Annotated in this window: 14 protein-coding genes and 1 pseudogene; 2 read left to right on the plus strand and 13 right to left on the minus strand. The window is 71.7% G+C overall.

What is annotated here, in order from left to right:
• A pseudogene (locus AN218_RS38150) lies at positions 1-512 on the plus strand (hypothetical protein); the annotation flags it as partial.
• 468 nt (positions 513-980) lie between these two features.
• On the opposite strand, the gene AN218_RS11890 reads toward AN218_RS38150, so the two are convergent.
• A complete protein-coding gene (locus tag AN218_RS11890) occupies positions 981-1919 on the minus strand; it encodes a class I SAM-dependent methyltransferase (RefSeq protein ID WP_070016822.1) in 939 nt (312 codons plus the stop codon).
• 28 nt (positions 1920-1947) lie between these two features.
• On the minus strand, positions 1948-2889 hold the full coding sequence (locus AN218_RS11895; RefSeq protein WP_070016823.1) for a LysR family transcriptional regulator: 942 nt from the start codon (positions 2887-2889) through the stop codon (positions 1948-1950).
• A gap of 90 nt (positions 2890-2979) precedes the next feature.
• On the opposite strand from AN218_RS11895, the gene AN218_RS11900 reads away from it, so the two are divergent.
• A complete protein-coding gene (locus AN218_RS11900) occupies positions 2980-4308 on the plus strand; it encodes an MFS transporter (protein ID WP_070016824.1) in 1329 nt (442 codons plus the stop codon).
• 48 nt (positions 4309-4356) lie between these two features.
• Here AN218_RS11900 and AN218_RS11905 read toward each other — a convergent pair whose 3' ends face one another.
• The 11 genes from AN218_RS11905 to AN218_RS11955 form a co-directional block, all read right to left on the minus strand.
• Positions 4357-4947 carry a Uma2 family endonuclease gene (locus tag AN218_RS11905; RefSeq protein ID WP_070016825.1) on the minus strand — a complete coding sequence of 197 codons (591 nt, stop codon included), beginning with the start codon at positions 4945-4947 and terminating at the stop codon, positions 4357-4359.
• A gap of 162 nt (positions 4948-5109) precedes the next feature.
• Positions 5110-6390 carry a thymidine phosphorylase gene (locus AN218_RS11910; RefSeq protein ID WP_070016831.1) on the minus strand — a complete coding sequence of 427 codons (1281 nt, stop codon included), beginning with the start codon at positions 6388-6390 and terminating at the stop codon, positions 5110-5112.
• 249 nt (positions 6391-6639) lie between these two features.
• Complete coding sequence (locus tag AN218_RS11915) at positions 6640-7053, minus strand: cytidine deaminase (protein ID WP_070016826.1); 414 nt, start codon at positions 7051-7053, stop codon at positions 6640-6642.
• The gene (locus AN218_RS11920; RefSeq protein ID WP_070016832.1) at positions 7050-8267 is read right to left on the minus strand and encodes an ABC transporter permease; all 1218 of its coding nucleotides are present in this window, start codon (positions 8265-8267) and stop codon (positions 7050-7052) included. The genes AN218_RS11915 and AN218_RS11920 overlap by 4 nt, the downstream gene beginning before the upstream one ends.
• Before the next feature lie 149 nt (positions 8268-8416).
• Positions 8417-9526, minus strand: a complete 1110-nt coding sequence (locus tag AN218_RS11925; protein ID WP_070016827.1) for an ABC transporter permease — start codon at positions 9524-9526, stop codon at positions 8417-8419.
• Positions 9523-11109 (minus strand): ABC transporter ATP-binding protein, encoded by a 1587-nt coding sequence (locus tag AN218_RS11930; RefSeq protein WP_070016828.1) that lies wholly within the window; start codon positions 11107-11109, stop codon positions 9523-9525. The genes AN218_RS11925 and AN218_RS11930 overlap by 4 nt, the downstream gene beginning before the upstream one ends.
• A 331-nt stretch (positions 11110-11440) precedes the next feature.
• Positions 11441-12472 carry a BMP family lipoprotein gene (locus AN218_RS11935; RefSeq protein ID WP_070016829.1) on the minus strand — a complete coding sequence of 344 codons (1032 nt, stop codon included), beginning with the start codon at positions 12470-12472 and terminating at the stop codon, positions 11441-11443.
• Between the two features lie 710 nt (positions 12473-13182).
• Positions 13183-14466, minus strand: coding sequence for an amidohydrolase (locus tag AN218_RS11940; protein WP_107421423.1), 1284 nt, complete (start codon positions 14464-14466; stop codon positions 13183-13185).
• Positions 14467-14583: 117 nt separating this feature from the next.
• Complete coding sequence (locus AN218_RS11945; protein WP_244900411.1) at positions 14584-15945, minus strand: hypothetical protein; 1362 nt, start codon at positions 15943-15945, stop codon at positions 14584-14586.
• 12 nt (positions 15946-15957) lie between these two features.
• Positions 15958-16914, minus strand: coding sequence for an N-acetylneuraminate synthase family protein (locus AN218_RS11950; protein ID WP_070016830.1), 957 nt, complete (start codon positions 16912-16914; stop codon positions 15958-15960).
• Between the two features lie 85 nt (positions 16915-16999).
• Positions 17000-18205: an N-acylneuraminate cytidylyltransferase gene (locus AN218_RS11955; protein WP_070016834.1), complete on the minus strand. Its 1206-nt coding sequence runs from the start codon at positions 18203-18205 to the stop codon at positions 17000-17002.
• Positions 18206-18250 lie beyond the last annotated feature (45 nt).

Raw genomic sequence — 18250 nt, forward strand, 5'->3', positions numbered from 1 at the left:
CGGCGGGGCACCCGATGGTCGCGTCGGTGCTGGCGCTGTCGCTCTGGCTGCCGCGCGCCGCGGACGGCGCCGGACCGGGCGAAGGCGGCACGGGCGAAGGCGGCGCAGGCGAAGGTGGCACGGGGTCGAGTAAGGGCGGCGCCGGTTCGGGCAGGGGCGGCGGCCGTACGGACGGCCGGGACGCGCCGGATCAGGAGCCCGTACGCCAACTCATCGGCCGCCAGGTGCTGTTCGTCCACGGCACCGACGACGGGCACGCCGACCCCGAACTGTCCTACCGGCTGGCGGAGCGGGCGAAGAAGGCCAACGCGGACGTGTGCCGCTTCGAGGTCCACTCGGACGGGCACGGGCTGCACCGGAACAACGCGGAAGTCGCGGCGCTGGCCGAGAACTTCGTCCTGGGCACCCTCTGCGGACACGACTTCGCCCGCCCCCTGGTCGATGCGATGGCGGCTCCGCCGCCGCTGGGGTTGCGGATGCCGCTGGCGAAGGGCTTCGGGGTGCGCCGCTGACGCGGCGGTTGTTGGCGTGTTGGGCGCCATCGGTTCGTTGTGGGTGCGGGGGCGGCCCGCTCCGGGGCACATGTCCGGACCCATGATTTTCCTCCCTGTACCGTCCGCCCAATCGTTGAGCCTTACCAGTACCGGTCCGCAAATCACGGGCAAGCGTCCGGACACGCACCCCTGCGCGTCCCGCCCCCTCCCGTACGTCGGCGGCTCTCCCTCCGGTGACACAAGACCGGCCGTTGTCCCATCCCGAACGGGCCCACATACGGGCGTAGTTGCATGAACGTACGAAAGAGACGGCCTCAAGCCGCCGACGCGCGGTGGCAGTTGACGGGCATGGGCTTGGACGTACGAGAGGGATAGCCGCCGGACGGCAGGAGGGGGCGGGACGCTTGGGGTCTCCCCAGCGGAGCGAGGGGACGGACACCGGAGCGGCCCGCCCACGCCACCGACCACGAACCGGAGGCGCCCAGTTCAAGCCCGACCCGCGTGGACCGTCGTCGCCGTCAGATAGAACGCGTCCGGGCGACGCAGGACGCCCTGGGGATCGTCGTCGTCCAGGAGGGTGTCCAGGGTGGAGGTGTCCTCCGGGGACAGCCATTCGCCCAGCGTCTCCCGGGCCCGGGAGAGGCGGTCGTGGAGGTGGGCGCGGGCCGTGGTGTCCAAGGGGGCGGGGAGGTCCGTGAGGAACGTACGGGTGCCCGCCGGGACGAGGCCCGCGCGGGCCAGCATCGCGGGCCAGTCCTCCACGACGCGGGCATGGCCCGCCAGGGCCTCCCGCATGGCCGTGAAGCGCTCCTCGTTCGCCGCCTCCACGCGGCTCAGCAGGCCCGGCCGGCCCAGGCCGATGTCACGGGGCAGACAGCGCGGCGAGAGCCCCCGTTCGACCACGGCGAGCAGCCCGCCGGGGCGCACCGCCTGGGCCAGCGCGTCCAGCGCGGCCTGCTGGTCGCCGAGGTGGTGGATGACGTTGCTCGTCCAGATGAGGTCCGCGCTGCCCAACTCTCCAAGGTCGTCGGGGAGTTGGGCCTGGCGCGTCGTGACGTTCGCGGCGACGCCCTCCCGTTCCGCGCGGTCGCGGACCCGTGCCAGCAGTTCCGGTTCGCCGTCGGCGGCGACGACCTCGGCCTGCGGGAAGCCGCGTGCCAGCAGCACCGTGAAGACTCCGGGACCGCAGCCGACGTCCAGCAGACGGCTCGCGGTGCCGGGGCCGCAGCCGCCTTCGAGGAGCAGCCCGCGCAGCCATGCGACGGCCTCCTCGACGAAGGGGACGCGCAGTTCGGCCTCCCGTTCGAGGTGCGCGGCCATGGCCTCCCAGTCGATGTCGCCGTGGTCGGTGCCGTGACCGTGGTGGGTCTGGCCCCGGTGGGCCTGGTCGTCGTGGGCCTGGTCGTGGCCGGTGGGTGTGCTCACGGAGTCCTCCTCGTCCCTGCGGGCATGCTCATCCCGAGAGCAGCCTGCCGCGACGGCTCAGCAGGAAGCTCTTGAACGCGGCCACCGGCGGCGTGTCGGGCCGCCCCGCGAGCCAGGCGAGGCCGATCTCGCGTACGGCGCGGGGCGCAGTGACGGTCAACTCGCGTACGCCGGGGCGCGGCACCGTCGGCGGCGGCAGCAGGGCGACGCCGAGGCCCGCCGCGACGAGGCCCCTGATCGTCTCCGCCTCCTCGCCCTCGAAGGCGATCCGCGGTGTGAACCCGGCCTCCGCGCACAGGGATTCGAGGATGCGCCGCATCCCGTAGCCCCGCTCCAGAGTGACGAAGTGCTCGTCGGCGGCCTCGGCGAGACGGACGCGGCGCCGCCCGGCGAGCCGGTGGTCGTCGGGGACGACGAGACGCAGCCGCTGTTCGTCGAGGCGGCGGGCGACGAGGTCGGGGGCGTCGGGCACGGGAGAGGTGAGGCACAGGTCGAGGTCGCCAGCGCGCAGCCGCTCCAGCATGGCTTCGCCGTAGTTCTGTACGAGGGCGAAGCGGACGCGGGGATGGCCGGCGCGGAAGGCGCGGATGAGGACGGGGACGGTCTCCCAGCCGAGCGTGTGCAGAAAGCCGAAGGCGACCTTGCCCGCGCCCGGGTCGGCGTCCGCCCGTACGGATTCGGCGGCCTGCTCGACGGCCGCGAGGGCGCGCTCGGCGGAGGCCAGGAAGGTGCGTCCGGCGGGGGTGAGCGAGACGGTGCGGCCGTGGCGGGCGAAGAGGGCGACGCCGAGGTCGTCTTCGAGGCGGGTCATGGCACGGCTCAACGTGGACTGCGGGACGCCGAGTTCGCGTGCGGCGCGGGTCACGTGCTCGTGCCGGGCGACGACGGCGAACTGTGCGAGGCGGGGCGTGAGCGAGGCTCCCCAGTCCGATGTGACGGAGATGTCTTTCTCGTTGCGTGCCGGTGTCATACCTTCCTCAGCAGTGGTGATGCGCGAGAGGAACAGTTACTGGCGATCTGTGCATTGGACGCATCAGTGACCGGATCGTAGCGTCGAAGCATGCCCTCCGCCGATACCGGGGCGTTCGCCGTCCCGGGCGCCGCAGACCGTACGTACGAGACCACGTCCGAGACCTCGCACGAGACCTCAGAGGTCGCCGCGCCCGGCGACGCCACCAAGCTCAGCCCCGGCGACCCCGGCCACGCGCGCATGCGTCTCGCGCTCTTCGCCGCGGGCCTGGCGACCTTCGCGCTGCTGTACTCCACGCAGGCGCTGCTCCCCGCCATCTCCCGTGATCTGCACGCCGATCCGGGCCTGGCGAGCTGGACGGTCTCCGGCGCGACGATCGGCCTGGCGGTGGCGGTGCTGCCGCTGGCGGCGCTCTCCGAACGCTTCGGCCGCCGCCGCGTACTCACCGTCTCGATGGCGGTCGCCGTCGCCCTCGCCCTGGCGGCGCCCTTCGCGCCGGACATGGGCACGCTGATCGCGCTGCGTACGGCGCAGGGCGCGGCGATAGCGGGCGTACCGGCCTCGGCGATGGCCTATCTCGCGGACGAGGTGCGCGCACGCCATCTCGTCAGCGCGACCGGCCTGTTCGTCGCGGGGAACAGCGTCGGCGGGATGAGCGGCCGCGTCCTCGGCGGCTGGGTCACCGACGCCTGGGGCTGGCGCCCCGGGCTGGCGGCGGTGGCCGTCACGTCCCTGCTGTGCGTGGTGGCGTTCCGGCTGCTGGCGCCGCAGGCCCGCCACTTCCGCCCGAGCCCGCTGCACGTACGCGCCCTGTCCCGTACGGTCTCGGCGCATCTGCGCAACCCGCTGCTGGTACGGCTGTACTTGATCGGGATGCTGTTCATGGTCGTCTTCGGCGGCGTGTACACGGTGATCGGCTACCGGCTCGTGGCCGAACCGTTCGGGCTCTCCCAGGGCCTCGTGGGCTCCGTCTTCGTCATCTACCTGGTGGGCACGGCGACTTCGGCCGCCGCGGGCAGGCTCAACGCCCGACTGGGACGGCGCGGCATGATCTACGGGGGCATCGTGACGGCCTCGTCCGGTCTGGCGCTGAGCCTCATGGACAGCCTGATCGCGGTCGTGGCGGGCCTGGTGCTGATCACGGCCGGCTTCTTCGCCGGGCACGCGGTGGCCTCCGCGGCGGTGAGCCACACGGCGAAGGAGGGCCGGGCGCAGGCCTCGGCGCTCTATCAGATGGCGTACTACACGGGCAGTTCGCTCGGCGGCGCGCTGGGCGCGGTGGCCTTCGCGGCCGGCGGCTGGGCGGCGACGGTCCTGATAACGCTGACCGCGATGGCGCTGGCGGGCACCGTGACGTACTTCGGCACCCGCAGCGCGGCGACGGTCCACCGCAGGCGCCTGGCGCAGGCCCGCGCCTGAGCGAGCGTACGAACGGGGCCTGGGCGTACGGTCGTCGGCGGCGCTCGGTCAGCCGACGGGGAAGTCCCGGGTCTCCAGGGTGAGTTCGAACGGTGCGGGAAGCCGGACGTCCTCCCCCGCCTTCACTGCGGTGTGCACGCGGTAGACGTCCCCCGTCGGCTCGCCGTAGAGGGTGACGGTCGGACCTGCCGGGGCGTGACAGTCCACGAGCAGATACAGCGGGACACCGGCCTGCGCGTAGGCGGCGGGCTTGCTGAGACGGTCATGGTCGGCGTTGTACGGCGAGGTGATCTCGACGACGAGTTCGGCCGCGGCGGCGGGGATGTAGTTTCCGGGTTCGTTCACGACGGCTTCCGGGACGACGACCAGGTCCGGAATGAACAGACCGCTGCGCGAGGGGACCGCGACGCCGAGCGTCCGGCAGATCCCCCATTCCTCGGGGATCACGGTGTACAGGCGGCGCTGTACGAGGTCGGCGATGCTGTCGTGGCTCTTGGCGGGCGGGGGCGACACGGTGACGATCCCCTCGACGATCTCCACCGTGCAGCCCTCCGGCCCGCGCGTCTGCTCCCACGTCCGGACGAGGTCGTCCCACCCCAAGCCATCGGCCGGGCCGAGGTCGACGGTGACTGCGCTCATGGCGTCTCCTTCATCGGTGCGTCACCGACCCCAGCACGCCGAAGGGGACGAGCACGGCGTCACCGATCGCCATCACCCGAAAGTGACCGCGGCAGACGGCCATTGACGCTCCCGCGCCGCCACGCGCCGCCCGCCCCGCCCCCGTCCGGCCTCAGCGCGGCCTCAGCCCGGCACCCGCTCCAGCACGATCGGCGAGACCGCGAACTCCGTGCCCTGCGGCGCGATGTCGTACGAGCCCGCGAGGGCCTCCAGGGCGTAGGCGAAGGTCTGCGGGGTGTCCGAGTACAGCGTCATCAGGGGGCGGCCCGCGGTGACCGGGTCGCCCGGCTTGGCGTGGAGTTCGATGCCCGCGCCGGCCTGTACCGGGTCCTCCTTGCGGGCCCGGCCCGCGCCCAGGCGCCAGGCGGCGAGGCCGACCGCGTAGGCGTCGAGGCGGGTGAGGATGCCGGAGGCGGGGACCATGACGGGCTGCTTCTCGCGTGCGGTGGGCAGTTCGGCGCCGGGGTCGCCGCCCTGCGCGGCGATCATGCGGCGCCAGTGGTCCATGGCGCTGCCGTCCGCGAGCGCCTTGGCCGGGTCGGCGTCGGGCAGGCCCGCCGCGGCGAGCATCTCCGTGGCGAGGGCGAGGGTCAGTTCGACGACGTCGGCCGGGCCGCCGCCCGCCAGCACCTCGACGGACTCGCGTACTTCGAGGGCGTTGCCGACGGTGAGACCGAGAGGGGTGCTCATGTCGGTGAGCAGCGCCCGCGTACGCACCCCGTGGTCGTTGCCCAACTCGACCATGGTGGAGGCCAGTTCGCGGGCGTCCTCGATCGACTTCATGAAGGCGCCGGAGCCGGTCTTCACATCGAGCACCAGCGAACCGGTGCCCTCCGCGATCTTCTTGCTCATGATCGAGCTGGCGATCAGCGGGATGGACTCGACGGTGCCGGTCACATCGCGCAGCGCGTAGAGCTTCTTGTCGGCCGGGGCCAGGCCGTCGCCCGCCGCGCAGACGACGGCGCCGGTGTCCGCGAGGACGCCGAGCATCTCGGAGTTGCTCAGCGACGCGCGCCAGCCCGGGATCGACTCCAGCTTGTCGAGCGTGCCGCCGGTGTGCCCGAGGCCGCGTCCGGAGAGCTGCGGCACGGCCGCGCCGCACGCCGCGACGAGCGGGGCGAGGGGCAGCGTGATCTTGTCGCCGACGCCGCCCGTGGAGTGCTTGTCGGCGGTGTGCCGCCGCAGGGTGGAGAAGTCCATCCGCTCGCCGGAGGCGATCATCGCTCCCGTCCAGCGCGCGATCTCCGCCCGTGACATCCCGTTCAGCAGGATCGCCATCGCCAGCGCGGACATCTGCTCGTCGGCGACCTCGCCGCGCGTGTAGGCGTCGATCACCCAGTCGATCTGCTCGGGGGCGAGGGCGCCGCGGTCGCGCTTCGTACGGATGACGGAGATGACGTCCATGGACATAGAGCGGAAGTCTCCTTCACACAGGGCCCGGCCGCTGAGAGGCCGGGAGTCGGATGTACGCGCAGGCCGCCGCGTGCGGCGGGGCCGGACGCCGCAGCCGGACGAACGGCTGCCGGACGGCAGGACGTACGGAAGAACGGCAGGGGACGGGATACGACACGACCGGAGGGCGGACCGCGTACCGGCCGGTCCCCGTCGGCACCGGCACCGAACCGGCACCGGACGCCGTACGCGGCCGTGCGCTCAGCGTTCCAGATCGGCCGGCCCGAAGGCGTCCGGCAGCAGGTCGGCCAGTGTGCGGATGCCGCCCGCGGTCTCCATCAGCAGACCCGGACCGCCGTGTTCCCACAGCAGTTGGCGGCAGCGTCCGCACGGCATCAGCACCTCGCCGTGCTGGTCGACGCAGGTGAACGCGGTGAGCCGGCCGCCGCCCGAGGCGACGAGCGACGAGACGAGGCCACACTCGGCGCACAGCGTCACGCCGAACGCGGCGTTCTCCACGTTGCAGCCCGAGACCGTGCGTCCGTCGTCGGTCAGCGCCGCGGCGCCGACCGGGAACCGCGAGTAGGGGACGTAGGCCCGGGACATCACGTCCCGGGCCGCGGCCCGCAGTGCCGCCCAGTCGACATCAGCGGAGCCGACCGGGGCGTCGGTCATGTGCCTTGCCCCCGGCGGTAGGACTTGCCGATGGCCTTCGGTGGACGCAGCCGCTGCGCGGCGAGCGAGAGCACCAGAAGCGTGGTGATGTACGGGCTCATCTCGACGAACTCCAGGGGGACGGTGTCCGTCACCAGATACCACACCAGCAGGCCCACGGCCGTGACGCCACTGATCGCGGCCTGCACCTTTCCGCCCTTGCGCAGCTTCCACAGCGCGAGCGCCGCGAGCAGCACGGCGACGAGCAGCAGCAGCGCGTGGACGGTCGGACCGCCGGCGCGGAGCTGGAGCGCGTCCATGAAGCCGAAGAGGCCGGCGCCCATCGCGACGCCGCCCGGCCGCCAGTTGCCGAAGATCATGGTGGCGAGGCCGATGTAGCCGCGTCCGCCCGTCTGCTGGTCCTGGTAGATGTGCACGCCGATCGCGAGGAACGCCCCGCCCAGCCCGGCGAGGGCGCCGGAGACGGTGACGGCCGCGTACTTGTAGCGCAGCACGTTGACGCCGAGGCTCTCCGCGGCGACCGGGCTCTCACCGCAGGACCGCAGCCGCAGCCCGAACGGCGAGCGCCACAGCGCGTAGAAGCTGCCGGCGAAGAGCGCGACGGCGAGCACCGTCAGCCACGAGACGTTGCTGACGAGGGATCCGAGGATGCCCGCGAGGTCGGAGACCAGGAACCAGTGGTGTTTCTCCACGGCCAGCAGTCCGTCGGACAGCCCGGGCACCGTGAACGTCGGCATGTCCTCCATCGGCGGCGACTGTTTGTCGTTGCCGCCGGCCTGCGCCGCGGCGCTGCCCTGCGCGCCGAACCACAGCTTGGCGAGGAACTGCACGACGCCGAGCGCCAGGATGTTCACGGCCACACCGGAGACGATGTGGTCGACGCCGAAGGTGACGGTGGCGATCGCGTGGACGAGACCGCCGAGCGCGCCGCCCGCGATCCCGGCGAGCGCCGCGACCCACGGACCGTGCTGCCAGCCCACCCAGCCCGCGGCGAAGGCGCCGAGCATCATCATGCCTTCGAGGCCGATGTTGATGACGCCCGCGCGCTCCGACCACAGTCCGCCGAGCCCGGCGAGGCCGATCGGCACGGCCGCGGCGAGCGCGCTGGCGTACTGGCCGCTGGAGGTCACCTCGTTCGAGCCGGTGACGATGCGCAGCAGCGAGAGCGCGACGAGGCCGCCCGCGACGATCAGCAGCACCACGGGGTAGGACAGCTTGCGCCGTACGCCGCCGGGCTTGGCGGCCGGGGCGCTCCCCTTGCCGTTGCCGTTGCCGTCGCCGGGCCTGCCGCCGCCGTCGCGTCCGCCGCCCTCGGCCCGGGAACCGGTGCCGTCTCCGCCCGGCCTGGCAGTGATGTTCGTGCTCACGCGGACACCTCCGCCTTCTTCTCGCTCGTACGGGCCTGGGCGGCCAGCTCCTCGCCGACCTGACGTTGCTGCCTGCGGAGCCCGTAGCGTCGTACGACCTCGTAGGCGATGACGACGCACAGCACGATGACGCCCTGCATCACGCCGACGATCTCCTGTGCGTACCCCACGAACTCAAGCTGTGTGCCCGTGCGTTCGAGGAAGCCCCACAGCAACGCGCCGAGCGCCATGCCCACGGGGTGGTTGCGCCCGAGGAGGGCGATGGCGATGCCGGTGAAGCCGATGCCGGCGGGGAAGTCGGTGCCGTAGTTGTACGAGGCGTTGAGCAGGGTGGGCATGCCGACCAGGCCCGCGATGACGCCGGAGAGCACCATCGAGGTGACCACCATCCGCTTGACGCTCACACCGCTCGCGGAGGCCGCCGACTCGGAACGTCCCACGGCGCGCAGGTCGAAGCCGAAGCGGGTGCGGCCGAGCACGAACCAGTAGGCGGCGCCGACGAGTACGCCGATGACGATCGTGCCGTAGATCGGATCGGGCTGCGTCGGGATGAAGAAGAAGTGGCTGGAGGCGGGGAGGTCGGGGGTGTGGAAGAGGTTCCCGTACTTCTCCGCGAGCCGGCCGTCCTGGAGGAAGAAGCCGACGGTGGAGCCCGCGATGAAGTTCAGCATGATCGTGGTGACGACCTCGCTGACGCCCCGCGTCGTCTTCAGCACGCCGGCGATGCCCGACCAGACCGCGCCGACCAGCATCGCCACGGCGATGATGATCGGGATCTGGATGAAGCCGGGCAGCGACATCCCGCCGCCGACGACGGCCGCGAAGAACGCCGCGATGCGGTACTGGCCGTCGACGCCGATGTTGAAGAGGTTCATGCGGAAGCCGATGGCGACGGCCACCGCGGCCAGGTAGTACGGGATCGCCTTGTTGATGATCCACACCTGGCTGTCGCTCTTCGAGCCGAAGTCGATCATCACGAAGAAGGCGTGGAAGGGGTCCTTGCCCGTGGTGAGGATGACGCCGGAGGTGATGACCAGCGCGGCGACGATCGCGAGCAGCGGCGCCCCGAGCGCCAGGACCAGCCGGTCCTTGTCGAACTTCTTCACCGCTCCTCGCCCCCGTCCCGCTGTCCCGGCACGGTGCCCCGCGCGGAGTCCGGCGTCGAGTGCGGCGCGGAGTCCCGTACGGAGTCCTCGACTGCCCCGTCGTCCCCGGTGTGTTCGAGGTGGCCGCTCGCGGCGCCCGTCATGGCGGAGCCCAACTCCTCGGGGGTGATGGTGGCGGGGTCGGCGTCCGCGACGAGGCGGCCGCGGTACATCACACGCAGCGTGTCGGAGAGCCCGATCAGCTCGTCCAGGTCCGCGGAGATCAGCAGGACGGCCAGGCCCTCGCGCCGCGCCTCGCGGATCTGGTCCCAGATCTGCGCCTGTGCGCCGACGTCGACGCCGCGCGTGGGGTGCGCCGCGATCAGCAGCTTGGGGTCGTGGCTCATCTCGCGTCCGACGATCAGCTTCTGCTGGTTGCCGCCGGAGAGCGAGGCCGCGGTGACCTCGATGCCGGGGGTGCGTACGTCGTAGTCGGCGACGATGCGCGCGGTGTCCGTACGGGCGCCGGCGATGTCGAGCAACTGGCCCTTGCTGTTGGGCGATTCGGTGACGTGGCCGAGGATGCGGTTCTCCCAGAGGGTGCCCTCCAGGAGCAGCCCGTGCCGGTGGCGGTCCTCGGGAATGTAGCCGATGCCGCCCTCGCGGCGCTCGCGCGTCGAGCGGCGCGTGATGTCGTCGCCGTCGAGGGTGACGGTGCCCGCGTCCAGCTCGCGCATCCCCATGACGGCCTCGACGAGTTCGGCCTGCCCGTTGCCCTCCACGCCTGCGACGCCGAGGACTTCGCCCTTGTGGATGGTGAATCCGATGCCGTCCAGGACCTCGCGCACCGCGCCGTCCGCGTCGTCCGCGCACAGCCGCAGCCCGTCGACGGTGAGCATCGGCGTGGTCGTCACGGTCGACTCGCGCGTCTCGGGCGAGGGCAGTTCGCTGCCGACCATCAGCTCGGCGAGCTGCTTCGGCGTCGTCTCCCGTGGCTGCACCGAGGCGACGGTCGTGCCGCGCCGTACGACGGTGATGTCGTCCGCCACGGAGAGGACTTCGCCCAGCTTGTGCGAGATGAACAGCACCGTGAGGCCCTCGGCCTTCAGCTCCCGCAGGTTCTCGAAGAGCGCGTCGACCTCCTGCGGTACGAGCACCGCCGTCGGCTCGTCGAGGATCAGCGTACGGGCGCCCCGGTAGAGGACCTTGAGGATCTCCACGCGCTGCCGGTCGGCGACGCCGAGGTCCTCGACGAGCACGTCGGGGCGTATGCCCAGCCGGTACGCGTCCGACAGCTCCTTGATCCGCTTACGGGCGCGGGAGCCGATGCCGTACATGTTCTCGGCGCCCAGCACGGTGTTCTCGAGCACCGTGAGGTTGTCGGCGAGCATGAAGTGCTGGTGCACCATGCCGATTCCGCGCTCGATGGCGTCGCCGGGCGTGGAGAAGGAGACCTGCTCGCCGTCGACGGTGATCGTGCCCTCGTCCGGCTTCTGCATGCCGTAGAGGATCTTCATCAGGGTCGACTTGCCCGCACCGTTCTCGCCCACGAGGGCGTGCACGGTGCCGCGCCGTACGGCGAAGTCGATGTCGTGGTTGGCCACGACGCCCGGGAACCGCTTGGTGATACCGCGCAGTTCGACGGCGGGCCGCGAGGCCGCACCGCTCTCGGTGCCCGCAGCGGCGGCGGCCGCCGGGGGGCTGCTGCTGGACGTTGAGATGACGCACTCTCCCGAAACGCTGCTGTTCAGTGGAGGGTTCGGCCCGTGCGGGCGGTCGCGGGAGGACCGTAACGGACGGGACGGACGGTCACGGGCGTATCCGCAGGCGGCGACTGCGCCTGTGGATACGCCCGATCCTGGACCGTTGCGCCCCCGCCGCGTGCACGGGAGCCGCCGCCGGACCGCCGTCACGTACGACGGGCCGGCAGCCGGGTCACGGAGTGTCCTTGACCTTGGTCTTGCCGTCGACGATGTCCTTCTTGGCCTTGTCGATGTCCTTCTGGATGTCGTCGATGAAGCCGCCGGAGGTGGCCAGGGAGACGCCGTCCTCCTTCAGGTCGAAGGAGGTGGTGCCCTTCATCGGCTTCTTGTCCTCGACGCTCTTGATCAGGTCGTAGACGGCGACGTCGACGTTCTTCACCGCGGAGGTGAGGATCGCGTCCTTGTACTTCGACAGGCCGGGCTGGGTGTACTGGTCGGAGTCGACCCCGATCGCCCAGGCGCCCTTCTTCTTGCTGACCTCTTCGATCGAGCCGACACCGGACTGGCCCGCCGCGGAGTAGATGACGTCGTTGCCGGCGTCGAGCATGCCCTTGGCCTTGTCCTTGGCGGCGGCCGGGTCGTTGAAGCCCTTGGTGTTGGTCGGGTACAGGTACTGCGAGGTGACCTTGACCTTCGAGTCGGTCTCCTCGACGCCCTGCTTGAAGCCGGCCTCGAACTTCTGGATCAGCGCGTTGTTGACGCCGCCGATGAAGCCGACCTCCTTGGTCTTGGTCTTCTTCGCGGCGGCGACGCCGGCGAGGTAGGACGCCTCGTGCTCGGCGAAGACCAGACCCGCGACGTTCTTCCCCTCCGAGGGGGAGTCGACGACGCCGAAGGTGGTCTTCGGGAACTTCTTGGCGACCTTGTTGACGGACTTGCCGTAGTCGAACCCGACACCGACGACCGGGTTGTACCCGGCCTCCGCGAGCGAGGTTATGCGCTGCTCGCGGTCGGCCTCGGTCTCGTCGTTGCTGGCCGTCATCTCCTTGAAGTCGACGCCCATCTCCTTCTTCGCCTTGTCGACGCCGCGGGCGGCCGCCTGGTTGAAGGAGTGGTCGTCACGGCCGCCGACGTCGAAGGCCAGGCCGACTCCCTTGTCCTTCTTGCCGGCGGACTCTGTTGAACTCTCACCGCACGCGGTGGCGGTCAGGGCGAGGGCTGCGGTGGTGGTGACCGCGGCAGCAAGCTTGGTTACCCGACGCAAGAGGACGTCCCCTTCGACTCTAGGAAGCGCCTCTTCCGGCGCTGGCTTCCGGCACAGATTAACGCGCGTAGATTTCACGTAAAGAGATGCTGGAATGCTGTTATCGGATCGGTGCGAAGGCGGCTCCGCCGCCGGTCACAGGGGGTACGGTTCGCCCTCCGGGCGGGGTTCGCGTGTTCGCTTCGGGTGCGTTTGGGGTTTCGGAGGCGGTCCGCTCCGGGGGCCAGTCCGGACGGCATGATTTACGGCCTTCGCCCCCGTCAGCAGTTTTTGAACCGTTTGGTTTGCGGGCCACAAATCACGCTTGAGTGTCCGGACATGTCCCCCTACGCGTCCCGCCCCCTCCCGTACGTCGGCGGCTACCTGTCCGGTGGCACGAGACCAGTCGTCGTCCCATTCCGAACGGGCCCGCATACGGCCGTAGTTGCTCGGACGTACGAGAGAGACGGCCTCAAGACGCCTACGCACAGCGGCAGTTGACGGCGGTAGGCGTTGCCCGGACGAAAGCGGCAGACGCGAGACGGCGGGAGGGGGCGGGACGCGCAGGGGGTATGTCCGGACGCTTGCCCGTGATTTGCGGACCGGTACTGGTAAGGCTCAACGATTGGGCGGACGGTACAGGGAGGTAAATCATGGGTCCGGACGTGCCCCCGGAGCGGCCCGCCCCCGGAACCAAAAGAAACCGGAGGCGGACCGCGGACAACCGCCCGCTACGCGGGCGCCGGCGTGTCCAGCAGGGCGGCCGACGTGAAGAGTTCGACGCCTACCGTGATCGCCGTCTCGTCCACGTCGAAGTCGCCCTGGTGCAGGTCGCGCGCGTGACGTTCGCCCGGCGCGCGCACCCCGAGCCGGGCCATCGCGCCCGGCACATGCTCCAGGTACCAGGAGAAGTCCTCGCCGCCCAGGCTCTGTTCGGTGTCCTCCACCGTCGGCGTGCCGCGCCGCGCCGTCATCGCCGTACGCAGCAGCTCCGTCGAGCCGGTCTCGTTGACCACCGGCGGGACGCCCCGTACATAGGTGATCTCCGACTTGGCGCGGTGCAGCGTGGCGACCTCGTCGATCGCCGCGTGCACCAGGTCCGGCGCGTCACGCCAGGCCGCGAGGTCCAAGCAGCGCAGGGTGCCGGAGAGTTCGGCGCGCTGCGGGACGACGTTGCAGGCGTGGCCGGACTCGATGCGGCCCCACGTCAGTGCCATGCCGGCGCGGGCGTCGACGCGGCGCGAGAGCAGCGCGGGGACCTCGGTGACGAGCTTCGCGGCGGCGGTGACCAGGTCGGTCGTCAGATGCGGACGGGCGGTGTGGCCGCCCGGACCGCTCAGGCTCACCTCGATCCGGTCGCACGCGGAGGTGATCGCTCCGGGCCGCAGCCCGATGCGCCCCGCGTCCACGCGCGGATCGCAGTGGACGGCCAGGATGCGGCCGACTCCGTCGAGCGCGCCGCCGTCGATGGCGTCGGTGGCGCCGCCCGGCAGGACTTCCTCCGCGGGCTGGAAGAGCAGTCGTACGGAGCGGGTGAGATGCCCCGCGCGGGCCAGGTCGGCGAGGACGAGCCCCGCGCCGAGCACGACGGTGGTGTGGACGTCGTGGCCGCAGGCGTGTGCGCGGTCGGGCACGGTGGAGCGGTACGGGACGGACTTGGTGTCGGGGATCGGGAGCGCGTCGATGTCCGCGCGCAGCGCCAGCATCGGCCGGACGCCGTCCCACCGCTCGGCGAGGCCGGGGTGTACGTCGCAGATGAGGCCGGTGCCCATGGGCAGTGTGCGGGGCCGCAGTCCGGCCGCCTCGAGGCGGGCCTTGATCGCGGCGGTCGTACGGAACTCCTGATTGCCCAGTTCCGGATGCATGTGGAGGTCGCGTCTGAATGCGACCAGTTCCTCACGAAGCGCGTCGGGAAGTCTTCCGGGCAGTTCCGGGACCACGCCCAGCAGGGCTGCTTCGACTGCTGCTTCGCCGGTCGGGTCCACCTCCGGCTCAGGGGACAGGACTTTGTTCATATCCGCAGAGTATGCGCATGCAGGCCACCGCATACAGCCGAACCCGGAAAGTTCAGCCCCGTAGGCGACCAAAAATTTGAGGGCCCGGCGATTATGTCCGGATGGAGGTGGGTATAACTACGCGCTCGCTTGGCCCGCCTCCCTGGACAGTGACGTACGTGCCGTCGACTGCGGCGTCCCCGTTCCCTGCGCGGCGGCGGCTCCCGGCACCGCCGTACCCCCGAGCTTGCGGACCCGGCGGGCGCTGTCGGTCACCCCGGAGAGGAAACCCTCGGCCCGTGGCGAGGCGCCCGCGGTGAACCAGGTGCGGTCCACCTCGCAGACCGCGACCGAGACCGGCGTACCGGCGAGGGCGAGCGGCAGCGTGTGCACGACCGTCGACGGAAAACTCACGACCGTACGGCCGATCGGGCCGCGCCGGGCGACCAGTTCCAGCGGGAGGTCGGGGCGGACGATCTCCAGACCGGTGGCGGACTTCACGCGGTGAAGTTTCTCGCTGGACTCGCGGCGGTGGGCGAAGTAGCGGGTGGCACCGTGCGTACGGGCCAGCGACGCGACGCCCTCCAGATAGCGCTCCAGATCCACCACGCCCGTCTCCACGAGGGAGGTGCCGACGAGGTCGGTGCCGCGGGTCAGGCGGGGCGGGCCGAAGCGGGCACGGGTCCAGGCGAAGTCGTTGGCGGTGACGGTGACGCCCATCTCGCGCAGCCGGGCGTCGGAGGCGTCGACCGGCATCGAGCTGAAGACGGAGACGCGGCGGGTTCGCTCGTCCTTCCCGCCGTGCGGGCCGCCGGGGGTCAGCCGGGTACGGGCGCGGCGGGCGAAGGGCGCGAAGAGCAGGGCCTGCGCCATCGCCTGGGGTCCGGCCGGTGCCGCGCCCTTGCGGTGCCAGCGCACCAGCCGTTCGCCGTCCGCGAGTTGGGCGACGAACTCCATGGTGGCCGTGCCGTCGTCCACGACCACGACCGTACGGGCGGCGGTGAGGGTGAGCAGGAGCTGCACATAGCGCGAGAAGGGGTCGCCGATGACGACCCGGCGGGCGCGGCGCAGTTCGCGCGCGAGCGAGCCGACGGTCTTCAGCGGCGCGGTGGGACCGCCCCGTGCCTCCTCCCAGCGCACGGTGACGCCCTCGTCGCGTGCGAACTCCGCGACGCGACGGAGCTGTCCGCGCGTCATGGGGTCGTGCGGCGAGAGGACGACGACGGTGAGGTCCGGGTCCGGCGCGGCGGGGGGAACCGGCGGATCGGGCGGGACCGGTTCCGCTTCCACTCCCGCCTCCGCGGAACCCGGATCCGGATCCGGATCCGGGTCGTCCCCGTCCGGGCGGGACGCCTCCCGCCCGGCGGCAGCGGAGAGCAGCGCCGTGGAGTACGCCCACTCCAGGACGTTGAGGAGCTGTACGGGGCTCTCGACGAAGGCGAGCGTGCCGCCCGCCCGTCTCCCCCGGGCGCGCGCCCCGTCCCGTCCGCTTCGGCTCACTGCGCGGCTCCGTCAGGCCACGGCCGGCTCACGGCCGGCGCCGTCGGCACCCGCCTCGGACTCCTCCGCCTCCGCGACGACTCCCTTGACCCTGCGGAGCTTCTCCATCGGCTTCAGCTCGCTCTCGTAGACCTTCTTCACGCCGTCGCCCAGCGACTCCTCGATCGTGCGGATGTCGCGCACGAGCCGCTGAAGACCGCCCGGTTCGACGGACGCGGCCTGGTCGGAGCCCCACATGGCGCGGTCGAGGGTGATGTGCCGCTCGACGAAGCAGGCGCCGAGCGCGACGGCGGCCAGGGTGGTCTGCAGGCCGGTCTCGTGGCCGCTGTAGCCGATCGGGACGTTCGGGAACTCGCGCTCCAGGGTGTGGATCATCCGCAGGTTCAGTTCGCCCGCCTGCGCCGGGTAGGTCGAAGTGGCGTGGCAGAGCACGATGTTGGCGCTGCCGAGGACCTCGACGGCGTGCCGGATCTGCTTCGGCGTCGACATGCCGGTGGAGAGGATGACCGTACGGCCCGTGGCGCGCATGGCGCGCAGCAGCTCGTCGTCGGTGAGGGAGGCGGAGGCCACCTTGTACGCCGGTACGCCGAACTTCTCCAGGAAGGCGACGGATTCGACGTCCCACGGCGAGGCGAACCAGTCGATGCCGCGCTTCGCACAGTGCTCGGCGATGGCGCGGTAGCCGTCCTCGTCGAACTCGACGCGGTGCCGGTAGTCGATGTACGTCATGCGGCCCCAGGGGGTGTCGCGCTCGACGTCCCACTGATCGCGCGGCGTGCACACCTCGGGGGTGCGCTTCTGGAACTTCACCGCGTCGCAGCCGGCTTCGGCGGCGGCGTCGATCAGCGCGAAGGCGTTCTCCAGCTCGCCGTTGTGGTTGATGCCGATCTCGCCGGTGACGTACACGGGGTGGCCGGGGCCGACGGTCTTGGCGCCGAGGGTGCGCAGCCGGTTGGTGCTCGTGCTCATGAGGACTGGTCTCCTACGTCTGTCATCTGTCGTCGTACAGAGGTGAGTTGAGTCGTGGTCGGCCCGGTCGCCCGGGTCGCCGGGGTCAGAGGGACGGGCCGAGCAGCCAGGAGGCGATCTCGCGGATCGCGCCCTCGCCCCCGCGCTCCCGGGTGATGGCGCGTGCCGCCTCGCGTACGGCCTCGTGCGCTCCGGCCACGGCGACGGGCCAGCCGACGAGGTTGAAGCAGGGCAGGTCGTTGACGTCGTTTCCGGCGTAGAGCACGCGCTCGGGCTCGATGCCCTGCTCCTCGCACCACTGCTTGAGTGCGAGGTCCTTGCGGTCGATGCCGTGCAGTACGGGGATGCGCAGCTTGCGGGCCCGTGCGGCGACGACCGGGTTCTGCTCCGTGGAGAGGATCAGCAGCTCCAGCCCGTCGCGGCGCAGCGCGGCGATGCCGAGGCCGTCGCCGCGGTGCACGGCGACCAGCTCCCGTCCCTCGGAGTCGATCAGCACCCTGTCGTCGGTCTGGGTGCCGTCGAAGTCGAGTACGACCGCGTCGACGTCCTCGCGTCCGGGCAGCGCTCGGGGGCGCGGCGCGTCGAGCAGGGGCGCGAGCGCGCGGGCGCGGGCGAGGTCGTGCGGGTCGTCGACCTCCAGGACGCGGGCCGGGTCCGTACGGACGGGCTCGGTGCGTCCGAAGAAGCGGTGTCCGGCCTTGCGGAAGCCGGCGGCGTCCATGGCGTACGCGGCGCCGGTCTCCAGCAGGTCCTGCGGGCGGTCCTGGCGGCGGGGGCGGAAGGACTTGTCGTGGTTGACGCCGAACCCGCCGGTGGCGTCGGGGAGTCGGCCCGCGGGGGCCGCACCTGTGCCGGCGTCGGCATCGGCGCCGTCGCGCCAGACGAAGCCGTGGAAGGGGGCGACGGTCAGAGCGCTGTCCGCGCCGCCCTCGACGACCGCGCCGGCCACGGCGTCGACGTCCTCGCGGGTGAGGAACGGGCTGGTGCACTGCACGAGCAGCACCGCGTCGACGGGGACTCCGGTACGGGACTCGCACACGTCGACCGCGTGCAGCACGGCGGCCTCGCTGGTCGCGGTGTCCCCCGCGATCTCCCGTGGCCGCTGGACGACTTGGGCTCCCGCGGCGCGCGCCGCGGCGGCTATCGCGTCGTCGTCGGTGGAGACCGCCACGTCCGTGACGAGGTCCGCGCCGAGGCAGGCGCGTACGGCCCGTACGACCAGCGGGTCGCCGCCGACGGTGGCGAGGTTCTTGGCGGGTACGCCCTTCGAGCCGCCGCGGGCGGGGATCACCGCGAGGACGCGGCGGGGCGGTGCGGCCCGGCCCCCGGTCGCGGC

The sequence above is a fragment of the Streptomyces nanshensis genome (assembly GCF_001751255.1).
In the GTDB taxonomy this organism is placed as follows: Bacteria; Actinomycetota; Actinomycetes; order Streptomycetales; family Streptomycetaceae; genus Streptomyces; species Streptomyces nanshensis_A.

Coding starts and splice junctions, on each gene's coding strand:
- AN218_RS11895 (WP_070016823.1), bottom strand. CDS start 2,889: ATGACACCGGCACGCAACGAGAAAGACATCTCCGTCACATCGGACTGG.
- AN218_RS11900 (WP_070016824.1), top strand. CDS start 2,980: ATGCCCTCCGCCGATACCGGGGCGTTCGCCGTCCCGGGCGCCGCAGAC.
- AN218_RS11905 (WP_070016825.1), bottom strand. CDS start 4,947: ATGAGCGCAGTCACCGTCGACCTCGGCCCGGCCGATGGCTTGGGGTGG.
- AN218_RS11910 (WP_070016831.1), bottom strand. CDS start 6,390: ATGGACGTCATCTCCGTCATCCGTACGAAGCGCGACCGCGGCGCCCTC.
- AN218_RS11915 (WP_070016826.1), bottom strand. CDS start 7,053: ATGACCGACGCCCCGGTCGGCTCCGCTGATGTCGACTGGGCGGCACTG.
- AN218_RS11940 (WP_107421423.1), bottom strand. CDS start 14,466: ATGAACAAAGTCCTGTCCCCTGAGCCGGAGGTGGACCCGACCGGCGAA.
- AN218_RS11950 (WP_070016830.1), bottom strand. CDS start 16,914: ATGAGCACGAGCACCAACCGGCTGCGCACCCTCGGCGCCAAGACCGTC.